A 23,559-nucleotide genomic window follows, 5' to 3' on the forward strand; every position below is an offset into this window, starting at 1 on the left:
AGAAGCGATCCGGGCCGATGTCAGGGGGTAATCTCAGTGATGGCCGGTGCAGCCTCGTGAGTGACTGTCGCGGGGGGCAACAGGTCAGCTCTCGGCTCGGACGCCTGCCCCGATTTGTCGTAGGCGATGGAGCAGAGCTTCCCCGGAAGGTCGTGGCTTGGAATGAAGAAATCCATGTCCACGCTGGTCTTGTATTTATCGGGTTGATTGCAGTCCGTCGTTGCGGCAGAACCGTATTTTCTGGAATAGGTCCTGTGTGGTTCCTCCGTTTTAGCCAAGGCTACATAGACTTCGGTCACGATCGATAGATCAGGCAGGGTGGTTGGTTTGTTATCCAATATCTCGACCGACAGGGACAGCGCATTTTTCAGAAGTCCCGGTTCAGGCTTCTGGGTCACAGAATCAACACCAACAATGCACAGGAAATAGAATCCCGGTTCGCTCCCTATCTCGGCATTGATGAAGGCATCTGCTGAACTTTCAGCGTTGCTGTAATGATGAGTGCTCTCACACTCCATAGCCTTGCGCACCGTTTTATGACGATAAAAGTCAGTGCTGATGGAGAATCGATAGTTCCAGGTTGGAATGACCGTGGAACCGTCATCGTGCTGTTTGACCCTTTTGTAACTTTCCAACTGGGTTGCGCCAGAGTCGATGGTGAACGCCGGGTAGAGTTGGCAGGATGACGGCGGGTTTGCTGCGATACGACCTTGTGCGAAGCACCCGTTGAGAAATACCGTCGGGTTGCCGTATACATTTCCCGATACCGCCTGGTACGCGCCGTCAACGGGCGTGCAGGGTGCATGATCGCGGCATGGAACAATGCTCTCATCAAAATTTCCGGTCCCGATCACACCAACTATCTCATTGGAGTAGCGATCCAGTAATGGACTTCCTGAGCTGCCTCCCCGGATATCCTGGCAGCGAGTCATAAGCGTGTTACGCCACACCCAAGGGCCTTCAACGATTTCCTGAGCCGATTGCAGCTTACAGGCCGCCATGCGCAACGTAGTTTGATCAAAGCCTATTGGCGCCCCAACGATCAATACGTTTGTCCCGTTTGCGGGTGTTTCGCGCGCCAGTTTCAATGGCTGTATACCATCCTCGATCAGTTTTTGAAGAGCGACATCCAGTTCGACGATCGCCATATCGACGCCTTGCATGCTCCGCCATGTCGTCGTCTTTAGCGGATAGGTCTTGAAACTGGAGCTATCAGTGAAGTAATTGAATGTGATGCTGCCGCTGACCGGTCTATTGGTCACGATGTTGCCGTTGGTTAATTCTATGCAGTGTCCTGCGGTGAGTATGTAGGCGGGAGTTCCATGCAGATCAATATCATCCCGGGTGTCCAGAAGCGTGGCTGTACAGGTGCCGCGGTTGATCGCCAGCTGCCCGATACCTTGCCAGTGGTTGCGGGAGCCGTCGGTATTTTCAAGGGCTTTGGAAGGCATCAAGTTTTGCAGGCCTTCGCCAAAATCGATGCCGTTCGCAAAACAAGTTGCACTTAGTGAGCACGCTGCGCTGGCAAGAAGAACGTGTATCGAATTCATGAGTGGAAATCTCTGATTTGGTGATTGGAAAACCGGAATGTCGCCGGCTATCACCAATTAATCAGATGTTCGGGAGCGGATGGCGGTAACTATGTACCTCCACGTGCGCCGGTATGGCGCCCTGGAGAAGGTGGCGGCGTTGTTATCAAAAGGCCAGTAGACAGCATGTCTAGCTCAGGGCACTCTTAGTCATGCCATGGATTTCGGTTGCCCGACATGATCAAACGCTTATTACTTGCCCTCGTCACTACTTCTCTATTGATCGTGCATGGCGTGCACGCCACTGAAAGTCCCGACACCGACATGGTGTTGCTGACGGAAAACTTCCCGCCGTACAACATGGCGAAGAACGGCAAGAATTTCGCGCAGGACGAGAACATCAACGGCATTGCCACCGACATCGTCCGCGAGATTTTCAAACGCGCGCAGATTACCTACAGCTTGACGCTGCGTTTCCCTTGGGAACGGATCTACAAACTCACCCTGGAAAAGCCCGGTTATGGCGTGTTCGTCATGGCGCGGCTGCCGGACCGCGAAAAGCTGTTCAAATGGGTGGGGCCGATCGGGCCGGATGACTGGATCATGCTGGCCAAGGCGGACAGTAAGATCAAACTCGACACCTTGGATGATGCGCGCAAGTACAAGATCGGCGCGTACAAGGGCGATGCGATCGCCGAGACGTTGGCCAAGCAAGGATTGAATCCGATTGTCGTGCTGCGCGATCAGGACAATGCGAAGAAGCTCACCAGCGGCCAAATCGATTTGTGGGCGACGGGCGACCCGGCCGGGCGCTATCTGGCTCGTCAGGACGGCGTTACCGGGCTCAAGACGGTGCTGCGCTTCAATAGTGCGGAGTTGTATCTGGCGTTGAACAAAGACGTGCCGGATGAAACCGTCGCCAAGCTGCAGGCCGCGCTGGATCAGCTGCGCAAAGAAGGCGTGGTGGACGAGATCATGGCGCGGTATCTCTAACGATCAGCGCCAAATGTTGCGCCATACACATACCCCTGTGGGAGCGAGCCTGCTCGCGATAGCGGTCTTCCAGTCAACATTTGAGTCGACTGTAAGACGGCTATCGCGAGCAGGCTCACTCCTACCATGGTTAGTGGTGTTGCGGATTAGCGGTACACCCCATCCTTGCCATGGGCAGCCGTGGCACGATTGCTGCGCACACTGATCATCTGTTTGATATCAATCCAGTCAATGCCCTGAGCTTTCAGCTTCGGCAATTCGCGCTCAAGCACCGCGAGCGTCTGCGGATACGGATGCCCGATCATCACTGCCGAACCCTGCTTGTGGGCCAGGCTGATCGCGGTCTGCAGCTGCGTCAGAATCGCCGCTTCAGTGCGCTCATCATCCAGAAACACATCCCGCGAAACACTCGCCAACCCGATCTTCTGCGCTTCAGCCGCTGCCACGGTTTGCGCGCTGGTGCGGCTGTCGACGAAGAACTTGTGCCGCCGCTGCAACTCCGCCATCAACCAGGCCATGGCAGGTTGCTGAGCGGTCATGCGACTGCCCATGTGATTGTTGATGCCGCTGGTGTACGGGACCCTCTTGAACGCCGCGTTGAGGCGCTTTTCGAGTTCTTCGATAAGCAATTCCGGATGCCAGGCGAACGGGCCGGTGGCCGGGTCCATGGGCATGTGCAGGATGACGATCTTGCCGGCGCGATGGGCTTCGCGGGCAAACTCAGTGGCGTGGGGCGTGTCGGGCATGATCGCCGTGGTCACCGGGCCGGGCAGGGCCAGCACGCGACGATCCCGGGGCAGGTTCTGCCCCAGGTCATCGATGATCAGCGTGATGTAGGCCTTTTGAGGGGCCGGCGCTGCGTGAACAGTACCCGCCAGACAGCACAGCAAACCTAATACGAACCGCAGAGACATCTCAGCGGCCGGAGGTGATGCTCAGCCCTTTGAGCAGGCTCAGGGCCTGGGCCAGCTGGTAATCGTCATCCTGCGGCATCGGTTTGGCTTTGCCGCCGGAGCCGGTCGGTTTGTCGGCGCCGCCGTTGCCATTGCCCAAGTGACCTTGCAGATCGGCTTCCTTGAAGTACTCGCCGTCCTGCTCGCTGGTGATCTTGGCCTTGCGCACTTCTATATCCGGCACGATGCCCTGGGCCTGGATCGAGCGGCCGTTTGGCGTGTAGTACAGCGCCGTGGTGATCTTCAGTGCGCGGTCATTGTTCAGCGGCAACACGGTTTGCACCGAGCCTTTGCCGAAGCTGGTGGTGCCCATGACCACTGCGCGTTTCAGGTCCTGCAGGGCGCCGGCGACGATTTCCGAAGCTGAGGCGCTGCCGCCGTTGATCAGCGCGACCATTGGCACGGCCTCGCTTTCGTCTTTGCCAGTGGCGGAGAAGCGCAGTTCGGAGTTGGCAATACGGCCCTTGGTATAGACAATCAAGCCCTTGGTGACGAAATGGTCGACCACTTCCACCGCCGCTTGCAGTACGCCACCCGGGTTGTTACGCAAGTCCAGGATGATGCCGTTGAGCTTCTTGCCGTTGTCCTTGCGCAGCTTGGCCAGGGCCTTGGAGACCTCTTCGCCGGTCTTGACCTGGAATTGGGTGATGCGGATGTAACCGTAACCGGACTCCAGCAGCTGGCTCTTCACGCTCTTCACTTGAATGACGGCGCGGGCCAGGGTTACGTCAAACGGCGTGCCGCCATCGCGTACCAGGGTCAGGGTGATCTTCTGGCCGATCTTGCCGCGCATCTTGTCCACGGCTTCGGTCATGCTTTGGCCGCGAGTCGGCTGGCCGTTGATCTTGACGATGAAGTCGCCGGCCTGAATACCCGCCTTGGAGGCCGGGGTGTCATCGATCGGCGATACCACCTTGATGAAACCGTCTTCGGCACCGACTTCAATGCCCAGGCCGCCGAATTCACCGCTGGTGCTTTCCTGCAGCTCGGCGAAATCTTCAGGGCCCAGGTACGCGGAGTGCGGGTCGAGGTTGCTGAGCATGCCCTTGATCGCGTTTTCCAGCAGGGTCTTGTCGTCTACCGGTTCGACATAGGCGGCCTTGATCCGGTCCATGACCTCGGCAAACGTGCGCAACTCATCCAGCGGCAATGGCGCCTTGGTGGTCGCGGCAGTGCCCGCAGGCGCGACAGCCGGAGCCGGTTGAGCGGCAAACGCCAGCGGCGCGCCGATCACCAGGGCGATCGTCAAGGCCAGCGAGGTAAGGCGGGACAAATGCAGCATGTCGAACGAACTCCTAATGTAGGTGACTCAACGCCTATCCTTGCGCGCGGCACCATTGCGCCGGATCACTCGGGTGACCCTGCTGACGAATAGCAAAATACAGCGCTGGTGTGTCCTGCCCGCCACTGTTACCGACAGTGGAGATGGACTCACCGGCTTTAACCACGTCACCCGCAGACTTGAGCAGCGTCTGGTTGTGACCGTAAAGACTCAAAAAGCCGTTGCCGTGGTCGAGAATCACCAGCAGCCCGGCACCGCGCAACCAGTCGGCGAACACCACGCGCCCGCCATGCACGGCATGCACCTGGCTGCCGGCGGCGGCGCTGATCATCACGCCGTCCCACTTGGTGCGGGCGTCGTCGCCACGGGTTTCGCCAAAGCGTGCCAGCAGTCGACCATCAACCGGCCAAGGAAGTTTTCCCCGGGTCGAAGCAAAAGGGCCGCCGAAGGTCTCGCCTGAACTTGAAACCAGTGCGCCAGGTGTCGATTTGACTGTTTTACGTGGGGCGTCAGTGGCATCTGCTTCAGCCTGAGCCTCACGTAAACGCTTTTTTTCGGCTTCCTGCTGGGCGATCAGCGCTTTTTGTCGCGCTTCTTCTGCCTCTCGGGCCTGGCGGGCCAAGGTTTCTTCAATAGTTTTAAGGACTTTAGACAGGTCTGCCTGATCCTGCTCGCGGGCGGCGAGTTTCTGATCGCGCGCCTTCACGTCATCGCTCAGCTTGGCCAGGACTTGCTGGCGTTCCTGGCGGACTTTGTCGAGTTCGTCACGCTGGCTGTCGAGGCTGCTTTTCTGCACCAGCAGTTGCGCTTGTTGCAGGCCGATGTCTTTTTCGACATTGGCCAGCTGGCGCAGGGTTTCGTTGAAATTCTTCAGCTGCTCCAGGCGGGCCTGGCTCAGGTAGTCGTAATAGGTGAGGGTGCGGGCGAATTTTTCCGGGTTTTGCTGGTTGAGCAGCAGCTTCAGGTATTCCTGACGACCGTTCTGGTAGGCCGCCCGGGCCTGGATCGCGATCAGTCGTTGCTGTTCAGTGCGCGCGCTCTGGAGTTTTTTTTTCTCACCATCGAGTCGCTGCAGCTCGGATTCGCTTTTCTTCAGCTCTTTTTGCAGGGTCTCGACCTGCTTCTCGAGCTTGCCCATTTCGGTCTCGGTGCCCTTGAGGTCTTTTTGCACACCGGATTTTTCTTCCTGGAGCTTGCCCAGCAGTTTTTTCAGCTCGGCGATGTCCTGACGCGTGGCGTCCAACTGTTGTTGGGTTTGCGTGCGCTCGTCAGCGAAGGCCGGTTGGAGCAGGCAAGTCAGAGCGAGGGCTATCAGGACGCGAAGCATAGAGGCGGGCGGCACCAGGGAAAGGGACGGCCTAGTATGCCCGCCATGCGCCGCAAAAAAAACGCCCAATTGGGGCTGTGTGATAACTGGAGTGGAGTTGCATTTGAAAACACCCTGAAACCATTGTGGGAGTGAGCCTGCTCGCGATGGCATCAGTACATTCAACGAAGAGGTTGATGTCAGATTGCTATCGCGAGCAGGCTCGCTCCCACAGGGTTTGGTGGTGTTTGTAGGGGCTGCTTACACCAGAATCGAAGTCCCGGTCATTTCCGCCGGTTTCTCCAGGCCCATCAGCATCAGCATGGTCGGTGCCACATCCGCCAGCACGCCGCCGTCGCGAACCTTGAAGTCTCGCTTGCCGACATAAATGAACGGCACCGGTTCGGTGGTGTGCGCGGTGTGCGCCTGGCCGGTGGATTCGTCAGCCATCTGCTCGACGTTGCCGTGGTCGGCGGTGATCAGGGCTTCGCCGCCAACGTTGTCCAGCGCTTCAACGATGCGGCCGACGCACAGGTCCAGGCACTCAACGGCTTTGACTGCTGCATCGAACACGCCGCTGTGGCCCACCATGTCGCCGTTGGCGTAGTTGACCACGATCACGTCGTAACGCTGATTATCGATGGCGTCGACGATGCGGTCGGTGACTTCCGGGGCGCTCATTTCCGGCTGCAAGTCATAGGTGGCGACTTTCGGCGACGGAATCAGGATGCGTTCTTCGCCCGGGAACGGTTCTTCGCGACCGCCCGAGAAGAAGAAGGTCACGTGAGCGTACTTCTCGGTTTCGGCAATGCGCAGCTGAGTCTTGCCGTTTTTCGCCAGGTAGTCGCCGAGCACGTTGTCCAGGCTGCCGGCGGCAAAAGCCGAAGGGGCAGGGATGCTGGCGGCGTATTGAGTCAGCATGACGAAACCGGCCAGTTTTGGCTGGCGGGCGCGTTCGAATTCCTTGAAGCCGTCTTCGACGAAGACGCGGGTCAGTTCGCGGGCGCGGTCGGCGCGGAAGTTCATGAACACAACGGCGTCGCCGTCTTCGACCTTGACCGGTTCGCCGATGGAGGTGGCTTTGACGAATTCGTCGCTCTCGCCTCGGGCGTAAGCGGCTTGCAGGCCTTCCTGGGCGGTGGCGGCGTTGAATTCGCCATTGCCATCGACGATCAGGTTGTAGGCCTGGGACACGCGGTCCCAGCGGTTGTCACGGTCCATGGCGAAGTAGCGGCCGATGATGCTGGCGATCCGGCCTTTGCCGAGGGCCTGGAACGTCGCGTCGAGCAGTTCGATGGACGACTCGGCGCTCTTCGGCGGCGTGTCGCGGCCATCGAGGAAGGCGTGCAGGTAGATTTTTTCGGCGCCGCGTTTGTAGGCCAGTTCGGCCATGGCGACCAGGTGGTCCTGGTGGCTGTGGACGCCACCATCGGACAGCAGGCCCATGAAGTGCACGGCTTTGCCGGCAGCGACGGCTTTATCAACGGCAGCGCAGATGGTCGGGTTCTCGAAAAACTCGCCGTCGCGGATCGATTTGGTCACGCGAGTAAAGTCTTGATACACCACGCGACCGGCGCCCAGGTTCATGTGGCCGACTTCAGAGTTACCCATCTGGCCGTCCGGCAGGCCGACATCCATCCCGCTGCCGGAGATCAAACCGTTCGGCACGGTGGCCCACAGGCGGTCCAGTACGGGCTTCTTCGCCGCAAACACGGCGTTGGACTCAGGGCTGTCACTGTGGCCGAAGCCGTCGAGAATAATCAGGACCAAAGGTTTAGGCGTGGTAGTCATGGATTCCACTCGCGGCTGAATTAAAAGAGGGGGATGGAAAAGGGAGTGGCAGTTTAAAGCGAAGTTCCGGCCACGTCACCGCCGGACGGGGTTTGGCCCACCATAGTGGCTGTGTATACTGGCCGACATTTTAACGCCCTGGAACCTCCTTCGATGGTTGATCACCTGATTCAATTCGCCACCAACCACTACATTCTCGTGGGTATCTTCGTTGTACTGGCGGCCCTGCTGCTGGCCTATCAGATGCAAGGCGGCGGCCGCAGCCTGAGCACCGGTGAACTGACCGGGCTGGTCAACAAGGACGCGGGCGTTGTAATCGACATTCGTCCGACCAAGGACTTCGCCGCCGGCCACATCGTTGGCGCGGTGAACATTCCTCAAGACAAGCTCGCCGCTCGCATCGGCGAACTGGAAAAGCACAAGGCCAAGACCATCATCCTGGTCGATGCCATGGGCCAGACCGCCGGCACGCACGCCCGCGAACTGATGAAATCCGGCTTCACCGCCGCCAAGCTGTCCGGCGGGATCTCCAGCTGGAAAGGCGACAACCTGCCGCTGGTGAAGTGATATGAGCAACGTCGTCGTCTATTCCAGCGATTACTGCCCTTACTGCTCGCGAGCCAAGTACCTGCTCGAGAACAAAGGCGTGGCCTTCGAAGAGATCAAGGTCGATGGCAAGCCGCAGGTGCGCGCCGCCATGGCTCAGAAAGCCGGACGTACGTCCGTGCCACAGATCTGGATCGGCAGCACCCACGTAGGTGGTTGTGATGATTTGTTTGCCCTTGAGCGCGCCGGCAAGCTCGACGCCATGCTCAAGGCCTGAATGCCTTCCCTATAAGACCCCAAGATCAGAAAGGATCTGAGATGACTGACCAACAGAACACTGCAGCCAGCGAAGAAGAAACCGCACCGCAATTCTCCTTGCAGCGCATCTACGTACGTGACTTGTCCTTCGAAGCCCCGAAGAGCCCGGCGATCTTCCGCCAGCAGTGGGAGCCGAGCGTCGGTCTGGATCTGAACACCCGTCAAAAGGCCCTGGAAGGTGACTTCCACGAAGTCGTGCTGACCCTGTCCGTGACCGTGAAGAACGGTGAAAGCGGCGAAGTGGCGTTCATCGCTGAAGTGCAACAGGCCGGGATCTTCCTGATCAAGAACCTGGACGACGCTTCGATGAGCCACACCCTCGGTGCGTTCTGCCCGAACATCCTGTTCCCGTACGCTCGCGAAACCCTGGACAGTCTGGTCACCCGCGGTTCGTTCCCGGCGCTGATGCTGGCCCCGGTTAACTTCGACGCGCTGTACGCACAAGAGCTGCAACGCATGCAGGCGGCTGGCGAGACTCCAACCGTTCAGTAAGCGATCTTCAGCAGCGACGTAATATCAATGTGGGAGCGAGCGTGCTCGCGAATGGGAGTGTCAGTCGACATTAATGTTGTCTGACACACCGCTTTCGCGAGCAGGCTCGCTCCCACATTTGTTATGCGGTTTTACTTGAAGCCAAGCTGGCGCCAGCCTTCATACACGGCAACCGCCACGGTGTTCGACAGGTTCAGGCTGCGGCAGCCTTCACGCATCGGCAGGCGCAAGCGTTGTTCGCCGGGCAGGGCATCCAGCACCTCGGCGGGCAAGCCACGGCTTTCAGGGCCGAACAGAAAGGCATCGCCCTCTGCGAAGCTCGCGTCATGGAACGGCCGCGAGCCTTTGGTGGTGAAGGCGAACAACCGTGGATGGCCGAGGCTTTCCAGGCAGCTGGCGAGGTCGGCATGGCGCTGCAAGGTGGCATACTCGTGATAGTCGAGGCCGGCCCGGCGCAAGCGCTTGTCGTCCATCTCGAAGCCCAGCGGCTCGATCAAATGCAGGTGGCAGCCACTGTTGGCGCACAGCCTGATAACGTTGCCGGTATTCGGCGGAATTTCTGGTTGGAAAAGGATGACGTGAAACATGCACGGCTCCGAAGATAAAGATGACGGGCATTCTACGCCGCCAAAAGACCCACGTTCGAAACTATTCCCGCGGGTGATGGGTTCTCTGGCGATTGTCGGGCTGATGATCGGGTTGATGATCGGTCGGCTGACCACGCCGGACCCCAGCGAACTGCAGCAGATCGAGACCACGAACGATGGCCTGGTGGTGTGGTTCAACAACGAACCCAAGACCCACGGCGAAATCGTCGACGGTAGTGTCGCGCTGCTGTTTGAGGCTGAAGGCAAGGCGCAGAAAGGTCAGCTCCAGCTCAACGACAAGAGCGTGAACTGGCGAGTGCGTCTGAGTGATGGGGGATTGTTGCTGTCGGTGGTGGCGGCCCGGCCACTGCAGGGCGACTGGGCCGGCAGTGAGGTCGATCACCGCTGGCGGCTGGAGATCCATCTCCGGGAGCAATAAAAGAGGGAATCCCCGGCCTGCCTGTACCAAGGTTCCCGAAACGGGAGGGCTCGCGCATTGCGTCGTGAGCCCGGTGTAAAGAAGGAACCCCTGACCTGCCTGTATCAAGGGCCCCAAAACTGTTTGGGCTCGTCGCTTGTGCGGTGTGAGCCCGATGTAAAGAGGGGAATCCCCGGCCTGCCTGTACCAAGGTCCCCGAAACCGGGTAGTGAACTGAATCACTGAATGGACTATTGCAGGGGGCGTGCCAGCTTTTAACAAGTTGAAACGAAAAAGCGTCTTTGAGCGCTGAAAGCCCCGTGATTCGGGGCTTTCGTGTTTTTTTGCCGGGGGTTCGTTTGTGAAAACAGGCGGGGTGTTGGATTGGTGGGCGTGCGCGATTGCGGTTCACAGTGCATTGCGGCGGTGCACATAGGCCCCAAAAGCATCGTGGGCAAGTCCGCTCCCACAGGTCATGCGCCAATGTTGAAATGGCGTAAATCCTGTAGGAGCGAGGCTTGCCCGCGAATGGATGTAGCTGTCAGCGAAGGTCTAAAGGCTGATTAACCCTCTTCCCCCTCATCATCATCCCCACCATCGACCTTCATCCCCAATTCCTTGATCTTGCGCGTCAGGGTATTACGCCCCCAACCCAGCAAAACAGCGGCATCACGGCGACGACCGGCGGTATGTTTCAGGGCGGTCTCGATCATGATCCGTTCGAACGCCGGCACCGCGCTGTCGAGCAGGCTCGACTGCCCGCGAGCCAGCGCCTGATCGGCCCACTGACGCAACGCCTGCTCCCAGTTGGTCACCGGTGCTGAATCCTGCGGCAGGCTCAGCAGCTCCGGCGGCAGGTCACTGATGTGCACTTCACGGCCTGAAGCCATCACTGTGATCCAGCGGCAGGTGTTTTCCAGCTGACGGACGTTGCCGCCCCACGGCAGGTTCTTCAGGTATTCCTCGGTCTCGCTTTTCAACAGCTTCGGCTCGACCGCCAGTTCTTGCGCGGCGCGGCTAAGGAAGTGCCTGGCGAGGGTCGGGATGTCTTCGCGACGGTCCGACAGCCGTGGAATGTGGATGCGGATCACGTTGAGGCGGTGGAACAGGTCTTCACGGAATTTCCCGGCATGCACCAGGGTTTCCAGGTTCTGGTGCGTCGCGGCGATGATTCGCACATCGACCTTGACCGGCACGTGGCCGCCGACGCGGTAGAACTCGCCGTCAGCCAATACCCGTAGCAGTCGGGTCTGGGTGTCCGCCGGCATGTCGCCGATCTCGTCAAGGAACAAAGTGCCGCCATCCGCCTGTTCAAAGCGACCGCGACGCAGGTTGGCCGCGCCGGTGAACGCGCCCTTTTCGTGGCCGAACAGCTCGGACTCCATCAGGTCCTTAGGGATCGCCGCCATGTTCAGCGCAATAAACGGCGAGGCCGCCCGTGGGCTGTGGCGGTGCAGTGCGTGGGCTACCAGCTCTTTACCGGTCCCGGATTCACCGTTGATCAGTACGGTGATGTTGGAGTGACTCAAGCGCCCGATGGCGCGAAACACTTCCTGCATCGCCGGCGCTTCGCCGATGATTTCCGGGGTGCGGGTCAGAGCGACCGGGACTTCCAGGCCTTGTTGTTCCTGGGCGTGCTGGTTGGCGCGCTTGACCAGGGAAACCGCTTCGTCGACATCGAACGGCTTGGGTAGGTATTCGAATGCGCCGCCCTGATAAGACGCGACAGCGCTGTCCAGATCGGAGTGAGCGGTCATGATGATGACCGGCAGCCGTGGGTGTTGTTCGCGAATCCGCGCCAGGAGCTCCAGGCCGCTGGCGCCAGGCATGCGGATGTCGGAGATGATCACGTCCGGCTGCTGGCGCGCCAGGCGGCTCATTACGCCATCGGCGCTGTCGAAGCTTTGCGTGGTCATGCCTTCCTGCTGCAAGGCTTTTTCCAGGACCCAACGGATAGAACGGTCGTCATCGACGATCCACACGGTTTCACTACGGCTCATGTCGATGTGGCTCCTTGTTCCAATGGCAGAAAGATCGAGAAAGTGGTGTGGCCTGGGTGGCTGTCACACTCGATCAGGCCCTGGTGCTGGCTGATGATGTTCTGGGTAATGGCCAGGCCCAGCCCGGTACCGTCCGGGCGACCGCTGACCATGGGAAAAAAGATGGTTTCCTGAAGTTCCGCAGGAATGCCGGGACCGTTGTCGATGATCTCGATCTTGGTCACCAGGCGATGGCGCACGTGGCCGATGGTGAACTGGCGCATGGCGCGGGTGCGCAGGCTGATACGGCCAAGGCGCAGCTCGTTCTGGCTGCTGATGGCCTGCATTGCGTTGCGCACGATGTTCAGGACGGCCTGAATCATCTGCTCGCGGTCGATCAGGACGTCGGGAATGCTCGGGTCGTAATCGCGCACCAAGGTGATGCAGCCCTGGCTTTCAGCCTCGACCAGATGACAGACGCGTTCCAGCACTTCATGGACGTTGCACATGGCCAGGGACGGCAGCTTGTTGGAGCCGAGCATGCGGTCCACCAGATTTCGCAGGCGATCGGCTTCTTCAATGATGACGTTGGTGTAGTCGCGCAGGCTCTCTTCCGGCAGTTCGCGGGCCAGCAGTTGCGCGGCGCCACGAATCCCTCCGAGCGGATTCTTGATTTCATGAGCCAGGCCGCGCACCAGCATTTTGCTGGTTTCCTGCTTCGACAACTGCGCCTCTTCCTTGGTGATCCGCAGCAAGCGGTCCCGCGGGTGGACTTCCAGCAACAGCAGGGTGACGCCGTTGGCCAGGATGGGCGTTACCGCGTAGTCGACGGTCAGGGTCTGGCCCGTGAGGGCGGTGAGCATGGCTTCGCGCTTGGTGAACGGGTGCGCTTGCTCGACCGCCTGGCGCAAGGAATTGAGCGCCTCGGTGGATTCGGTGAACAGCTCGCTGATGAACTGCCCATGGCTGCGCTGGCCGCTGATGGCCAGGAGCATCTCCGCCGCCGGGTTCATGTACTCGAGGCGCAGTTCAGCGTCGAGCAGAATCGTGGCCGTGGTCAGGTTGTCGAGTAGCAAACGGTGCAGTGCGTCGCTAATGGTCATCAGGACCTCTTTTGGAGCGGAGCGTGCGCAAGAAAAAAGCGCTGATGCAGGGAAAATGCAAAAACCAAACCAAGGCTCCGAAAAGAAGCGTTCAAGGCCTGAAACAGGCGTTTGACGCTCGTTTGCGTGGCGTTCCGCCAGCTTTCACGGGTACTTTCGAACCAAAATGGGATGGGATGTGGGAATGGTGCGGCCGATTGCACCAATATAGTGCTTAAACCTGAACGTGATTAGAAAAACCGCAGGAAGGGATTTTTTTCCGGTTCAGGCTTGTCTTTGAGAGGGCATTCCGGGCGCTGGCCGTAATCGGGGAGGGCGCAAGGCTTGACCTGGCGTTTCTGTGCAAGGGAGATGCGCAGCATATGAAAGGGTTGATTGGCGGTGCGCTCTACGGTGCGCCCCTGTTCGTCGAGGATTTCCACCGACAGGTTATGGCTGCCACGATCAATATTGCTCAGGGCGAATACCGGACTGGTGCCGGGTTCTGCGGTGGGCTGGCCATCGAGTAGCAAACGATAGCGATGCCCCCTTTGCAGGCCGGGCTCGCTGGTAACGCTGACGATAATCTCACCGGCGCTGCTGCGCACGGTTCCGTCCGGTTCCGGGACCAGCACACGGAGCATGTCGTAGTGGAAAAAGGGCTGCTCTTCGGCTTTTTTAGAGGGCACCACCGGGGTGGTCGGGTGGGCGGTCATGCGATTGCTTGTGGTAACCGGTACACGCTTGGCTTTGCCGGAGGTTGGCTGATCGGTGAAGACCCGATTGCCCTGGGCGTCGACGTAGGTAAAGACTTCGGCGTGCGTCGGCAGCGCAATCAGGCAGGCGATCAGCAGCAACACCCTCACGACTTATGCACCCGTTGTACGGTGAAGGTGATGGTCGGGCTTTGCTGAACGATGTTTTCACCGTCAATGACCTGAACCGCAAGGCTGTGTGTGCCGCGATCAATGTCGACCAATTGCAGGATCGGCACGTTACTCGGCTGACCGTAGGGTTGATCGTCCAGCAACAGCCTGAACGCATGTTGCCCCTGCAAGCGTGGTTTGATCAGCACATTGACGGTAAAGGTGCCGTTATTGGCCCGTAGCGCTTCGTCGGTGGGCAGGTTGGTCAACTCCAGCACCTCGTAGACGCTGTTCGGTTGCTCACCCCTGGTGGCTTCGGTGGGCGGAGCCAAAGGCGCCTGGCGTTCAACGCTATTGAGCGGTGGCAATTCGACGGGTTGCGCCGTGACGCCGTCAGGCGGCTGGTTGGAGTAGGCGGTGTTGCCCGAGGCGTCGGTGTACTTATAGATCTGCGCTGCGGCGGGCAGGGCAATCAACAGCAACATCAACAGAAAACCACGACCCATAAAATCGACCGGAAGCGAAGGCGTTGGAGTGCAGCATAGGTCAGAGCTGGCGATAGACCCAGCTGCTAAATATCTGGCCACAAGTTATTTCGGTGGCCATTAAATCGTGGGCACAAAAAAGGCCTCCCGAAGGAGGCCTCTTTTTTGTCACGCCGCTCGCGCTGGCGCTACCGGATCAGCAGCTGTAGTACAGCTCGTATTCCAGTGGGTGTACGAAGGTGCGTACTTTGATTTCTTCTTCGCTTTTCAGGGCGATGTAAGCGTCGATGAAGTCATCGGAGAACACGCCGCCTTTGGTCAGGAACGCACGACCTTTGTCCAGCTCTTCCAGGGCTTCTTTCAGGCTGCCGCAAACTTGTGGGATCTCTTTCGCCTCTTCAGGCGGCAGGTCGTACAGGTTTTTGTCAGCTGCGTCGCCAGGGTGAGTCTTGTTCTGGATGCCGTCCAGGCCAGCCATTACCAGGGCAGCGAAGGCCAGGTACGGGTTGGCTGCTGGATCCGGGAAGCGGGCTTCGATACGGCGAGCGCGAGGGCTGGACACGTAAGGAATACGGATCGAGGCGGAACGGTTGCGAGCCGAGTAGGCCAGCATGACCGGTGCTTCGAAACCTGGGACCAGACGCTTGTAGGAGTTGGTCGACGGGTTGGTGAAGCCGTTCAGTGCCTTACCGTGCTTGATGATACCGCCGATGAAGTACAGAGCGGTGTCGGACAGGCCGGCATAGCCTTCGCCAGCGAAGGTGTTCTTGCCTTCTTTGGCGATGGACAGGTGAACGTGCATACCCGAACCGTTGTCGCCGTACAGAGGCTTAGGCATGAAGGTAGCGGTGCGGCCGTAAGCAACAGCAACGTTGTGTACGCAGTACTTCAGGGTCTGAACTTCGTCAGCCTTGGCGACCAGGGTGTTGAACTTCACACCGATTTCGTTCTGGCCAGCCGTTGCCACTTCGTGGTGGTGAACTTCGATGACCAGGCCCATTTCTTCCATGGCGTTGCACATGGAGGTACGGATTTCGTGGTCGTGGTCAAACGGTGGAACCGGGAAGTACCCGCCTTTGATGCCTGGACGGTGGCCATGGTTACCGCCTTCGACGTCCTGGTCGGACATCCACGAACCTTGCTCGGAGAAAATCTTGAACATCGAGCCGGAGATGTCGGACTTGAACTTCACTTGGTCGAAGATGAAGAATTCTGGCTCCGGGCCAACGAATACGGTGTCGCCGATACCGGTCGACTTCAGGTATTCCTCGGCACGCTTGGCGATCGCACGTGGGTCGCGGTCGTAGCCTTGCATGGTCGACGGCTCGATGACGTCGCACACGATGATCAGCGTTGGGTCTTCGGTGAACGGGTCGAGGACGGCGGTGCTGTCGTCTGGCAGCAGGATCATGTCGGAGGCTTCGATGCCTTTCCAGCCTTCGATGGAGGAACCGTCGAACATTTTGCCTTCTTCGAAGAAAGCGTCATCCAGCGCGTCGCGAGCCGGCATGGTCACGTGGTGCTGAGTGCCTTTGGTGTCCGTGAAGCGCAGATCAATCCACTTGACGTCATGATCTTTGATGAGTTGAACCGACTTCGACATAGTGTCCTCCGGGTGGCTTCGGGCTTAGTAGTGGATGCCCTTAGAATGTGGGTGATGCCGGCGCGAATACTCTGCCAAGGCAACCTGCCTCACAAGGGAGCAAATTGCATGCCAGTGCCCCACCATGGGTTTTGTGCCCCAATTTCACGCTAATAAAGGCACAAAGCGCCTTTATGAAGGAAATCCCGCCCTACAATGTGGCGTATAAATCCATAAATGACCCGTTTTGGTGCGCGTAAAACCTTCTGCACATTAACTGGTTAAACCTTGAGCAATTTCCGCTATAATCCGCGCCCCCCTTTTTCGGCTGGCCCAGCGCGCGCTGTTTTCATGAAACTAATCGTAAAAGTCTTTCCCGAGATCACCATCAAGAGCCGCCCGGTACGGATGCGTTTCATCCGCCAATTGGCCAAAAACATCCGCACCGTGCTCCGCGACCTGGACCCGGCCGTGGTGGTGAACGGTGTGTGGGACAATCTCGAGCTGGAAACCCGCGTCAGCGAGCCCAAAGCCCTGAAAGAGATGACCGAACGCCTGAGCTGCATGCCGGGCATCGCGCATTTCCTGCAGGTCGATGAATACCCGTTGGGTGATTTCGACGACATCGTGGCCAAGTGCAAGCAGCACTTCGGCGAAGCGCTGGCCGGGAAGATTTTTTCCGTGCGCTGCAAGCGTGCCGGCAAGCATGAATTCAGTTCGATGGACGTCGAGAAATACGTCGGCAGCCAACTGCGTCGTCAGTGTGGCGCCGCCGGAATCTCGCTGAAAGAGCCGGAAATCGAAGTTCGCATCGAAATTCGCGACAAACGGTTGTTCGTGATTCACAGCCAGCACAACAGCATCGGCGGTTATCCGCTGGGTGCCCTGGAACAGACGCTTGTGCTGATGTCCGGCGGCTTCGATTCGACCGTTGCCGCTTACCAGATCATGCGCCGCGGGCTTATGAGCCATTTCTGCTTCTTCAATCTGGGCGGACGGGCCCATGAATTGGGCGTCATGGAAGTCGCGCATTTCATCTGGAAGAAGTACGGCAGCTCCCAACGCGTGTTATTTGTCAGTGTGCCGTTCGAGGAAGTACTGGGAGAAATTCTCGGGAAAGTCGATAACAGTCATATGGGTGTAGTTTTGAAGCGTATGATGTTGCGCGCTGCTTCCCGTATTGCCGATCGTCTCGACATCGAAGCGCTGGTCACCGGTGAAGCGATTTCGCAGGTTTCCAGCCAGACGCTGCCGAACCTGTCCGTGATCGACTGCGTGACCGACAAGCTGGTCTTGCGTCCGCTGATCGCCAGTCACAAGCAGGACATCATCGACCTGGCTAACGAAATCGGTACGGCCGACTTCGCCAAGCACATGCCGGAGTACTGCGGGGTCATCTCGGTGAACCCCAAGACCCATGCCAAGCGTCCGCGCGTTGAGCATGAAGAGAAAGAATTCGACATGGCGGTCCTTGAGCGTGCGCTCGAGAACGCCAAGCTGGTGCCAATCGATCGCGTGATCGACGAATTGGGCCAGGACTTGCAGATCGAAGAAGTCAGCGAAGCACTGGCGGGCCAGATCATTATCGACATCCGTCACCCGGATGCCGCTGAAGACGACCCGATGGAACTCGCTGGCATTGAGGTACAGACGATGCCGTTTTATGCACTGAACGCTCGTTTCAAGGAACTGGACCCTACTCGCCAGTACCTGCTGTATTGCGACAAAGGCGTGATGAGTCGCCTGCATGCCCACCATTTGCTCAGTGAGGGGCATGCCAATGTGCGCGTTTATCGACCGAGCTAAGTGCCCGGGGCTGTTTGCCTGTGGCTTGCGTCACCGGCCCCCCGATGCCGCCGTCAAGCTGTAACGGCTTTCACGGACGCTACTGTTAATCGCTGCCAAGACTTGTCAGCACACCGAATCCTCTGATCGAGATACACAAGTGATCGAAAATCTACGCAACATCGCCATCATTGCTCACGTTGACCATGGTAAAACCACCCTGGTAGACAAACTCCTGCGTCAATCCGGCACCCTGGAGCGCAACGAGCTCAACGACGAGCGCGTGATGGACTCCAACGACCAGGAAAAAGAGCGCGGTATTACCATCCTGGCAAAAAACACCGCTATCAACTGGAACGGCTACCACATCAACATCGTGGACACCCCGGGCCACGCCGACTTCGGCGGCGAAGTTGAACGTGTAATGTCGATGGTTGACTCCGTTCTGCTGCTGGTTGACGCTCAAGACGGCCCTATGCCGCAAACCCGTTTCGTGACCAAGAAGGCTTTCGAAGCCGGCCTGCGTCCGATCGTGTGCATCAACAAGGTTGACCGTCCAGGCGCTCGTCCGGACTGGGTTCTGGACCAGATCTTCGACCTGTTCGACAACCTGGGTGCCACCGAAGAACAGCTGGACTTCAAAGTCGTCTACGCCTCGGCCCTGAACGGCATTGCCGGTCTGGATCACACCGACATGGCTGAAGACATGACCCCGCTGTACCAGTCGATCGTCGACAACGTGCCAGCTCCAAAAGTTGACCGTGAAGGCCCGTTCCAGATGCAAATCTCGGCACTGGACTACAACAGCTTCCTGGGTGTTATCGGCGTTGGTCGTATCGCTCGTGGTAGCGTCAAGCCGAACACTCCGGTTGTGGCTATCGGCGCCGACGGCAAGAAGCGTAACGGTCGTATCCTGAAGCTGATGGGTCACCACGGTCTGCACCGCATCGACGTTGAAGAAGCTTTCGCCGGCGACATCGTGTGCGTGAGCGGTATGGACTCCCTGTTCATCTCCGACACTCTGTGCCAGCCGGACAACGTCGAGGCAATGAAGCCTCTGACCGTTGACGAGCCAACCGTTTCCATGACGTTCCAGGTAAACGACTCGCCTTTCTGCGGTAAAGAAGGCAAGTTCGTGACCTCCCGTAACATCAAGGAGCGTCTGGACAAAGAGCTGCTGTACAACGTTGCACTGCGCGTTGAAGAAGGCGACTCGGCTGACAAGTTCAAGGTCTCCGGTCGTGGCGAGCTGCACCTCTCGGTACTGATCGAAACCATGCGTCGCGAAGGCTTCGAAATGGGCGTTGGTCGTCCTGAAGTGATCATCCGTCAAGTTGACGGCGTGAAGCAGGAACCGTTCGAAAACGTAACCATCGACACCCCTGAAGAATCCCAGGGCAAGGTCATGGAAGAGATGGGCCTGCGTAAAGGCGACCTGACCAACATGGTGCCGGATGGCAAAGGCCGTGTTCGTCTGGAGTACAACATCCCTGCTCGCGGCCTGATTGGTTTCCGTAACCAGTTCCTGACCCTGACCAACGGTGCTGGCATCCTGACCTCGATCTTCGATCGCTACGACACCATGAAGTCCGGCGACATGTCCGGCCGTCAGAACGGTGTTCTGGTATCGGTAGAAACCGGCAAGGCACTGACCTACTCCCTGGAAACCCTGCAGGCGCGTGGCAAGCTGTTCGTTGAACACGGTCAAGAGATCTACAACGGTCAGATCGTTGGTCTGAACAGCCGTGACAACGACATGGGCGTCAACCCAACCAAAGGCAAGAAGCTCGACAACATGCGTGCTTCGGGTAAAGACGAAACCATCGCCCTGGTTCCACCTGTTCGCTTCACCCTGGAACAGGCTCTGGAATTCATCCAGGACGACGAGCTGTGCGAAGTGACTCCTAAGTCGATCCGTCTGCGTAAGAAGATCCTGGACGAAGGCGAGCGTACCCGCGCTGCCAAGAAAGCCAAGAACTGAGTTAACTCAGGCTGAATGAAAACGCCCCCGGTCGAAAGGCCGGGGGCGTTTTTGTTTGTCTGGCTGTAGCAGCTGTCGAGCCCCGGCGAGGCTGCGTTCGATTGCGCAGCAGTCGCGAAATCGATTGCTGCAATGCATCATTTCAGATGTGTACGCCGAACGCAGCCTCGCTGGAGCTCGACAGCTGCTACGGGGAGTTGGAGGCTTTAGAACTTCTCAAGGGGGCGACGACTGCTGCTGGTCTCGCGCGCCACTTCTTTGGGCTTATAAGCGCAATACCCTGGCCGTGGGCCGATTTTCGGGTGATTGCGGCAAGTATCCGGGCGCTTTTCATAAATAGTGCACAGACGGCTCTTACGATCCAGGTACAGGCAATCGTTGTTGCTCATGCGCTGGAGGGTAAAGATCTCGGATTTCTGGTTATAGCGCTCGACGATCCCTTCCTTCTGCAGGCGCTTGGCAATGTTCTTCGCCGGCTCGCCGCGTTCGAATTCATCGACGACACCGATGCGGATCAGGTCCTTGATCTTGGCTTCGACCGGCAAGGTGCAGCAGCTGGACACGCAGGAACCGCACATCGGGGCGGAGTACTTGGCCCAGGTGTCGAGGCGATCGATCTCTGCGGCGGCGATCAGGTTGGACTTCATCATCGGTTGTTACCAGCGTGCATCAGGGCGCGCGATCATACCGGGACTGGTGGATTTTTGAACAACCTTTCGCCAGATTTTTTTGTTTCTCGCCAAAAAACGCTCGGGTTCCGGCACGGCACCTGCATTGATTCAGCTTTACGACAAGGTAATGCCGGCCTAACAGGAAATAGTGCCGAACCAGAGCCCCGACCGCCTGTCAGACCGTCTAGGCTCAGACAATTCCAGCTCGCTCGAGGTCTTATCGATGACTCAAGAACCACTTGTTCGCGAAGCAGAGGTGGCCGCATTCCGCGACGCCGTCTTGACCAAACTCACCTACGCGGTGGGCAAAGACCCGGATCACGCCTTCGACCACGACTGGTTCGAAGCGATTGCCTTGGCCGCGCGCGACCACATGGTCGAGCACTGGATGGATCACACCCGGCAGATCTATCGCAAAGGTCAGAAACGGGTTTACTACCTCTCCCTGGAATTTCTCATCGGCAGGCTGCTCTACGACAGCTTGAGCAATCTTGGCCTGCTCGACGTCGCTCGTGAAGCTCTGACTGAACTCGGTGTCGACCTGGAACGCATCCGCTTGCTGGAACCCGACGCGGCGCTGGGCAATGGCGGCCTCGGTCGCCTGGCCGCGTGCTTCATGGAAAGCATGTCGACCCTCGGCATCGCCGGGCACGGCTACGGCATTCGTTATGAGCATGGCTTGTTCCGCCAGGCCATTGTCGATGGCTGGCAGCAGGAGCAGACCGAACACTGGCTGGACTTCGGCAACCCTTGGGAATTCGAACGGCCAGAGGTTGTTTACCCGATCGGTTTCGGCGGCAGCGTCGAAACCGTGACCGATGACACCGGCAAGTCCAAGCAGGTCTGGACCCCGGCGGAAACTGTACGGGCAATTGCCTACGACACGCCGGTGGTCGGCTGGCGCGGGGCGAGCGTCAACACGCTGCGCCTGTGGCGCGCACGGGCCATGGAAGATTTGCACCTGGAGCGTTTCAACGCCGGCGACCACTTGGGCGCCGTGGCCGAAGTGGCCCGCGCTGAAAGTATTTCCCGTGTGCTGTACCCGGCCGACAGCACCGAAGCCGGCCAGGAACTGCGCCTGCGCCAGGAATATTTCTTCGTCGCCGCGTCCTTGCAGGATTTGCTCCGCCGCCATCGCAACATGCACACCTCGGTGCTGACCCTGGGCGATCATGCGGCGATCCAGCTCAACGACACCCACCCCTCGATTGCCGTGGCCGAGCTGATGCGTCAACTGGTCGACGTCTATGATGTGGCGTGGGATGCGGCATGGCAGGTGACGGTCGACACGCTGTCGTACACCAACCACACGCTGTTGCCTGAAGCCTTGGAAACCTGGCCGGTCGGCTTGATGGAGCGGATGCTGCCGCGGCACATGCAGATCATTTACCTGATCAACGCCCAGCACATCGATTCCTTGCGCGCCAAGGGCATTCACGATTTCGACGTGTTGCGCGCGGTGTCGCTGATCGAGGAAGACAATGGCCGTCGCGTGCGCATGGGTAACCTCGCATTTCTGGGGTCGCACAGCGTTAACGGCGTGTCCGGGCTGCATACGCAACTGATGCGCAAGACCGTGTTCTCCGAACTGCACAAACTCTACCCGGACCGGATCAACAACAAGACCAACGGCATCACCTTCCGCCGCTGGCTCTACCAGGCCAACCCTGAACTGACCTCGATGATGGTCGATGCGCTCGGGCCTGAGTTGCTCGACAGTGCGGAAACGCGCTTGCTCGAACTCGAGCCGTTCGCCGAGAAGCCGGCGTTCCGCAAGGCATTTGCCGAGCAGCGCCTGCACAGTAAAAAGGCGCTGGCGTACATCATCCACGAGCGTCTCGGGGTGGCGGTCAACCCGGCGGCGATGTTCGACGTGCAGGTCAAGCGAATCCACGAATACAAACGGCAGCTGCTTAACCTGCTGCACACCGTGGCGCTGTATCAGGCGATTCGGGCCGAGCCGGAAATCGACTGGGTACCTCGGGTAAAAATCTTCGCCGGCAAGGCGGCGGCCAGTTATCACCAGGCCAAGTTGATCATCAAGCTCACCAACGATATCGCCCGCGTAGTGAACAACGACCCGACTGTTCGCGGCTTGCTGAAAGTGGTGTTCCTGCCCAACTACAACGTCAGCCTGGCGGAGAGCATCATTCCGGCGGCGGATTTGTCGGAGCAGATTTCCACCGCCGGCTTCGAAGCCTCGGGCACCAGTAACATGAAGTTCGGCCTCAATGGTGCGTTGACCATCGGCACCCTGGACGGCGCCAACGTGGAAATGTGCGAGCGGATCGGTGCCGAGCACATGTTCATCTTCGGCCTGAGCGCGCAGCAGGTTGAAGCACGCAAGCAGAACCACGAGTTCAATGCCATGCCGGACATTGCCGCTTCCCATCGCCTGAATGACGTGTTGCAAGCGATTCGCGGCGGGGTGTTCTCGCCGGATGATCCGTCCCGCTACGCGAGCTTCATCGACTCGCTGATCGACTACGACCGCTTCCTGGTCTGCGCCGACTTTGACTCGTATTGGGAGGCGCAGATGCGCGTTGAAGCCCACTGGCACGACTCGCAAGCGTGGTGGCGTTCGGCAGTATTGAACACGGCGCGCATGGGCTGGTTCTCTTCGGACCGGACGATTCGCGAGTACGCCACGGATATCTGGAAGGCGTTGGAGTAACTTTTCACAATAATCGCGTGCAAGGCCCAACGGTTGTTGGGCCTGATCGATATACTAAGCGCCGGTTACGCCGGGCGTCCTGTGTGGCAATCCATGTGGGAGCGAGCCTGCTAGCGATAGCGGTCTGACATTCAGCATCAATGCTGAATGTCAGGTCCTCATCGCGAGCAGGCTCGCTCCCACAGGTTTGTGTGGTTTCACACTAAACTCAGCCAGATGCTGTTTTTGCCCGGATTCGC

Annotated in this window: 21 protein-coding genes; 9 read left to right on the top strand and 12 right to left on the bottom strand. The window is 58.7% G+C overall.

Translation table 11 applies throughout. From position 1 onward, the window contains the following. Positions 1–20 precede the first annotated feature (20 nt). A complete protein-coding gene (locus tag EJA72_RS09900) occupies positions 21–1,550 on the bottom strand; it encodes a serine protease (protein ID WP_157711280.1) in 1,530 nt (509 codons plus the stop codon). A 216-nt stretch (positions 1,551–1,766) separates the two neighbouring features. On the opposite strand from EJA72_RS09900, the gene EJA72_RS09905 reads away from it, so the two are divergent. Then, complete coding sequence (locus tag EJA72_RS09905) at positions 1,767–2,522, top strand: ABC transporter substrate-binding protein (protein ID WP_157711281.1); 756 nt, start codon at positions 1,767–1,769, stop codon at positions 2,520–2,522. 146 nt (positions 2,523–2,668) lie between these two features. Here the strand turns inward: EJA72_RS09905 and EJA72_RS09910 are convergent, their stop codons facing one another. The 4 genes from EJA72_RS09910 to gpmI all read right to left on the bottom strand — a co-directional run bounded on the left by EJA72_RS09910 (position 2,669) and on the right by gpmI (position 7,854). Next, positions 2,669–3,436, bottom strand: a complete 768-nt coding sequence (locus EJA72_RS09910; RefSeq protein ID WP_157711282.1) for a divergent polysaccharide deacetylase family protein — start codon at positions 3,434–3,436, stop codon at positions 2,669–2,671. A gap of 1 nt (position 3,437) precedes the next feature. After that, on the bottom strand, positions 3,438–4,757 hold the full coding sequence (locus EJA72_RS09915; protein WP_157711283.1) for a S41 family peptidase: 1,320 nt from the start codon (positions 4,755–4,757) through the stop codon (positions 3,438–3,440). A 34-nt stretch (positions 4,758–4,791) separates the two neighbouring features. After that, positions 4,792–6,084 (bottom strand): murein hydrolase activator EnvC, encoded by a 1,293-nt coding sequence (locus EJA72_RS09920; RefSeq protein ID WP_157711284.1) that lies wholly within the window; start codon positions 6,082–6,084, stop codon positions 4,792–4,794. Positions 6,085–6,324: 240 nt separating this feature from the next. Further along, entirely contained in the window at positions 6,325–7,854 is a 1,530-nt protein-coding gene (gpmI, locus tag EJA72_RS09925; protein ID WP_157711285.1) for a 2,3-bisphosphoglycerate-independent phosphoglycerate mutase, read from the bottom strand. Between the two features lie 153 nt (positions 7,855–8,007). Between gpmI and EJA72_RS09930 the strand changes: the two genes are divergently transcribed. From EJA72_RS09930 to secB, 3 genes are read left to right on the top strand one after another with little or no spacing between them, the layout of a single operon-like run. Beyond that, positions 8,008–8,421 (top strand): rhodanese-like domain-containing protein, encoded by a 414-nt coding sequence (locus tag EJA72_RS09930; RefSeq protein WP_157711286.1) that lies wholly within the window; start codon positions 8,008–8,010, stop codon positions 8,419–8,421. 1 nt (position 8,422) lies between these two features. Beyond that, complete coding sequence (gene grxC, locus EJA72_RS09935) at positions 8,423–8,677, top strand: glutaredoxin 3 (RefSeq protein WP_008149430.1); 255 nt, start codon at positions 8,423–8,425, stop codon at positions 8,675–8,677. A gap of 41 nt (positions 8,678–8,718) precedes the next feature. After that, a complete protein-coding gene (gene secB / locus EJA72_RS09940; protein WP_045061997.1) occupies positions 8,719–9,210 on the top strand; it encodes a protein-export chaperone SecB in 492 nt (163 codons plus the stop codon). A gap of 131 nt (positions 9,211–9,341) precedes the next feature. On the opposite strand, the gene EJA72_RS09945 is transcribed toward secB, so the two are convergent. After that, complete coding sequence (locus tag EJA72_RS09945; RefSeq protein WP_007949025.1) at positions 9,342–9,797, bottom strand: tRNA (cytidine(34)-2'-O)-methyltransferase; 456 nt, start codon at positions 9,795–9,797, stop codon at positions 9,342–9,344. On the opposite strand from EJA72_RS09945, the gene EJA72_RS09950 reads away from it, so the two are divergent. Beyond that, on the top strand, positions 9,796–10,236 hold the full coding sequence (locus EJA72_RS09950; protein WP_157711287.1) for a hypothetical protein: 441 nt from the start codon (positions 9,796–9,798) through the stop codon (positions 10,234–10,236). The genes EJA72_RS09945 and EJA72_RS09950 overlap by 2 nt on opposite strands. Positions 10,237–10,778: 542 nt before the next feature. Here the strand turns inward: EJA72_RS09950 and ntrC are convergent. Both ntrC and glnL read right to left on the bottom strand, forming a co-directional pair. Next, positions 10,779–12,215 carry a nitrogen regulation protein NR(I) gene (ntrC, locus tag EJA72_RS09955; protein WP_157711288.1) on the bottom strand — a complete coding sequence of 479 codons (1,437 nt, stop codon included), beginning with the start codon at positions 12,213–12,215 and terminating at the stop codon, positions 10,779–10,781. Beyond that, positions 12,212–13,297, bottom strand: a complete 1,086-nt coding sequence (gene glnL, locus EJA72_RS09960) for a nitrogen regulation protein NR(II) (protein WP_157711289.1) — start codon at positions 13,295–13,297, stop codon at positions 12,212–12,214. Before glnL ends, ntrC begins: the two co-directional genes overlap by 4 nt. A 23-nt stretch (positions 13,298–13,320) precedes the next feature. Here glnL and EJA72_RS09965 point away from each other — a divergent pair, with 23 nt between their 5' ends. Further along, positions 13,321–13,515, top strand: coding sequence for a hypothetical protein (locus EJA72_RS09965; RefSeq protein ID WP_157711290.1), 195 nt, complete (start codon positions 13,321–13,323; stop codon positions 13,513–13,515). Between the two features lie 12 nt (positions 13,516–13,527). Here EJA72_RS09965 and EJA72_RS09970 read toward each other — a convergent pair whose 3' ends face one another. The 3 genes from EJA72_RS09970 to glnA form a co-directional block, all read right to left on the bottom strand. Further along, positions 13,528–14,142, bottom strand: coding sequence for a DUF4124 domain-containing protein (locus tag EJA72_RS09970; RefSeq protein WP_372240694.1), 615 nt, complete (start codon positions 14,140–14,142; stop codon positions 13,528–13,530). After that, positions 14,139–14,648: a DUF4124 domain-containing protein gene (locus EJA72_RS09975; protein WP_157711291.1), complete on the bottom strand. Its 510-nt coding sequence runs from the start codon at positions 14,646–14,648 to the stop codon at positions 14,139–14,141. Before EJA72_RS09975 ends, EJA72_RS09970 begins: the two co-directional genes overlap by 4 nt. 175 nt (positions 14,649–14,823) lie before the next feature. Then, positions 14,824–16,230, bottom strand: a complete 1,407-nt coding sequence (gene glnA, locus EJA72_RS09980; protein WP_157711292.1) for a type I glutamate--ammonia ligase — start codon at positions 16,228–16,230, stop codon at positions 14,824–14,826. A gap of 330 nt (positions 16,231–16,560) precedes the next feature. Here glnA and thiI point away from each other — a divergent pair, with 330 nt between their 5' ends. Continuing rightward, positions 16,561–18,015 (top strand): tRNA uracil 4-sulfurtransferase ThiI, encoded by a 1,455-nt coding sequence (gene thiI / locus EJA72_RS09985; RefSeq protein WP_157711293.1) that lies wholly within the window; start codon positions 16,561–16,563, stop codon positions 18,013–18,015. 139 nt (positions 18,016–18,154) lie between these two features. Further along, entirely contained in the window at positions 18,155–19,975 is a 1,821-nt protein-coding gene (typA, locus tag EJA72_RS09990) for a translational GTPase TypA (protein ID WP_008028025.1), read from the top strand. A 206-nt stretch (positions 19,976–20,181) separates the two neighbouring features. Here the strand turns inward: typA and EJA72_RS09995 are convergent, their stop codons facing one another. After that, positions 20,182–20,622 carry a YkgJ family cysteine cluster protein gene (locus EJA72_RS09995; RefSeq protein WP_157711308.1) on the bottom strand — a complete coding sequence of 147 codons (441 nt, stop codon included), beginning with the start codon at positions 20,620–20,622 and terminating at the stop codon, positions 20,182–20,184. 247 nt (positions 20,623–20,869) lie between these two features. Here EJA72_RS09995 and EJA72_RS10000 point away from each other — a divergent pair, with 247 nt between their 5' ends. Continuing rightward, on the top strand, positions 20,870–23,320 hold the full coding sequence (locus tag EJA72_RS10000; RefSeq protein ID WP_157711294.1) for a glycogen/starch/alpha-glucan phosphorylase: 2,451 nt from the start codon (positions 20,870–20,872) through the stop codon (positions 23,318–23,320). Positions 23,321–23,559: the final 239 nt, after the last annotated feature.

Origin of the sequence: Pseudomonas sp. PB120 (assembly GCF_009761815.1) — a bacterium.
Classification (GTDB): domain Bacteria; phylum Pseudomonadota; class Gammaproteobacteria; order Pseudomonadales; family Pseudomonadaceae; genus Aquipseudomonas.

Excerpts from the sequence above, each read along its gene's own strand:
- EJA72_RS09930 (WP_157711286.1), top strand. The coding sequence starts at position 8,008 with ATGGTTGATCACCTGATTCAATTCGCCACCAACCACTACATTCTCGTG.
- secB (WP_045061997.1), top strand. The coding sequence starts at position 8,719 with ATGACTGACCAACAGAACACTGCAGCCAGCGAAGAAGAAACCGCACCG.
- glnL (WP_157711289.1), bottom strand. The coding sequence starts at position 13,297 with ATGACCATTAGCGACGCACTGCACCGTTTGCTACTCGACAACCTGACC.
- EJA72_RS09995 (WP_157711308.1), bottom strand. The coding sequence starts at position 20,622 with ATGAAGTCCAACCTGATCGCCGCCGCAGAGATCGATCGCCTCGACACC.
- gpmI (WP_157711285.1), bottom strand. The coding sequence starts at position 7,854 with ATGACTACCACGCCTAAACCTTTGGTCCTGATTATTCTCGACGGCTTC.
- EJA72_RS10000 (WP_157711294.1), top strand. The coding sequence starts at position 20,870 with ATGACTCAAGAACCACTTGTTCGCGAAGCAGAGGTGGCCGCATTCCGC.
- EJA72_RS09945 (WP_007949025.1), bottom strand. The coding sequence starts at position 9,797 with ATGTTTCACGTCATCCTTTTCCAACCAGAAATTCCGCCGAATACCGGC.
- EJA72_RS09900 (WP_157711280.1), bottom strand. The coding sequence starts at position 1,550 with ATGAATTCGATACACGTTCTTCTTGCCAGCGCAGCGTGCTCACTAAGT.
- thiI (WP_157711293.1), top strand. The coding sequence starts at position 16,561 with ATGAAACTAATCGTAAAAGTCTTTCCCGAGATCACCATCAAGAGCCGC.
- EJA72_RS09910 (WP_157711282.1), bottom strand. The coding sequence starts at position 3,436 with ATGTCTCTGCGGTTCGTATTAGGTTTGCTGTGCTGTCTGGCGGGTACT.
- EJA72_RS09975 (WP_157711291.1), bottom strand. The coding sequence starts at position 14,648 with ATGGGTCGTGGTTTTCTGTTGATGTTGCTGTTGATTGCCCTGCCCGCC.
- grxC (WP_008149430.1), top strand. The coding sequence starts at position 8,423 with ATGAGCAACGTCGTCGTCTATTCCAGCGATTACTGCCCTTACTGCTCG.
- EJA72_RS09915 (WP_157711283.1), bottom strand. The coding sequence starts at position 4,757 with ATGCTGCATTTGTCCCGCCTTACCTCGCTGGCCTTGACGATCGCCCTG.
- EJA72_RS09920 (WP_157711284.1), bottom strand. The coding sequence starts at position 6,084 with ATGCTTCGCGTCCTGATAGCCCTCGCTCTGACTTGCCTGCTCCAACCG.
- glnA (WP_157711292.1), bottom strand. The coding sequence starts at position 16,230 with ATGTCGAAGTCGGTTCAACTCATCAAAGATCATGACGTCAAGTGGATT.
- EJA72_RS09905 (WP_157711281.1), top strand. The coding sequence starts at position 1,767 with ATGATCAAACGCTTATTACTTGCCCTCGTCACTACTTCTCTATTGATC.
- EJA72_RS09950 (WP_157711287.1), top strand. The coding sequence starts at position 9,796 with ATGCACGGCTCCGAAGATAAAGATGACGGGCATTCTACGCCGCCAAAA.
- ntrC (WP_157711288.1), bottom strand. The coding sequence starts at position 12,215 with ATGAGCCGTAGTGAAACCGTGTGGATCGTCGATGACGACCGTTCTATC.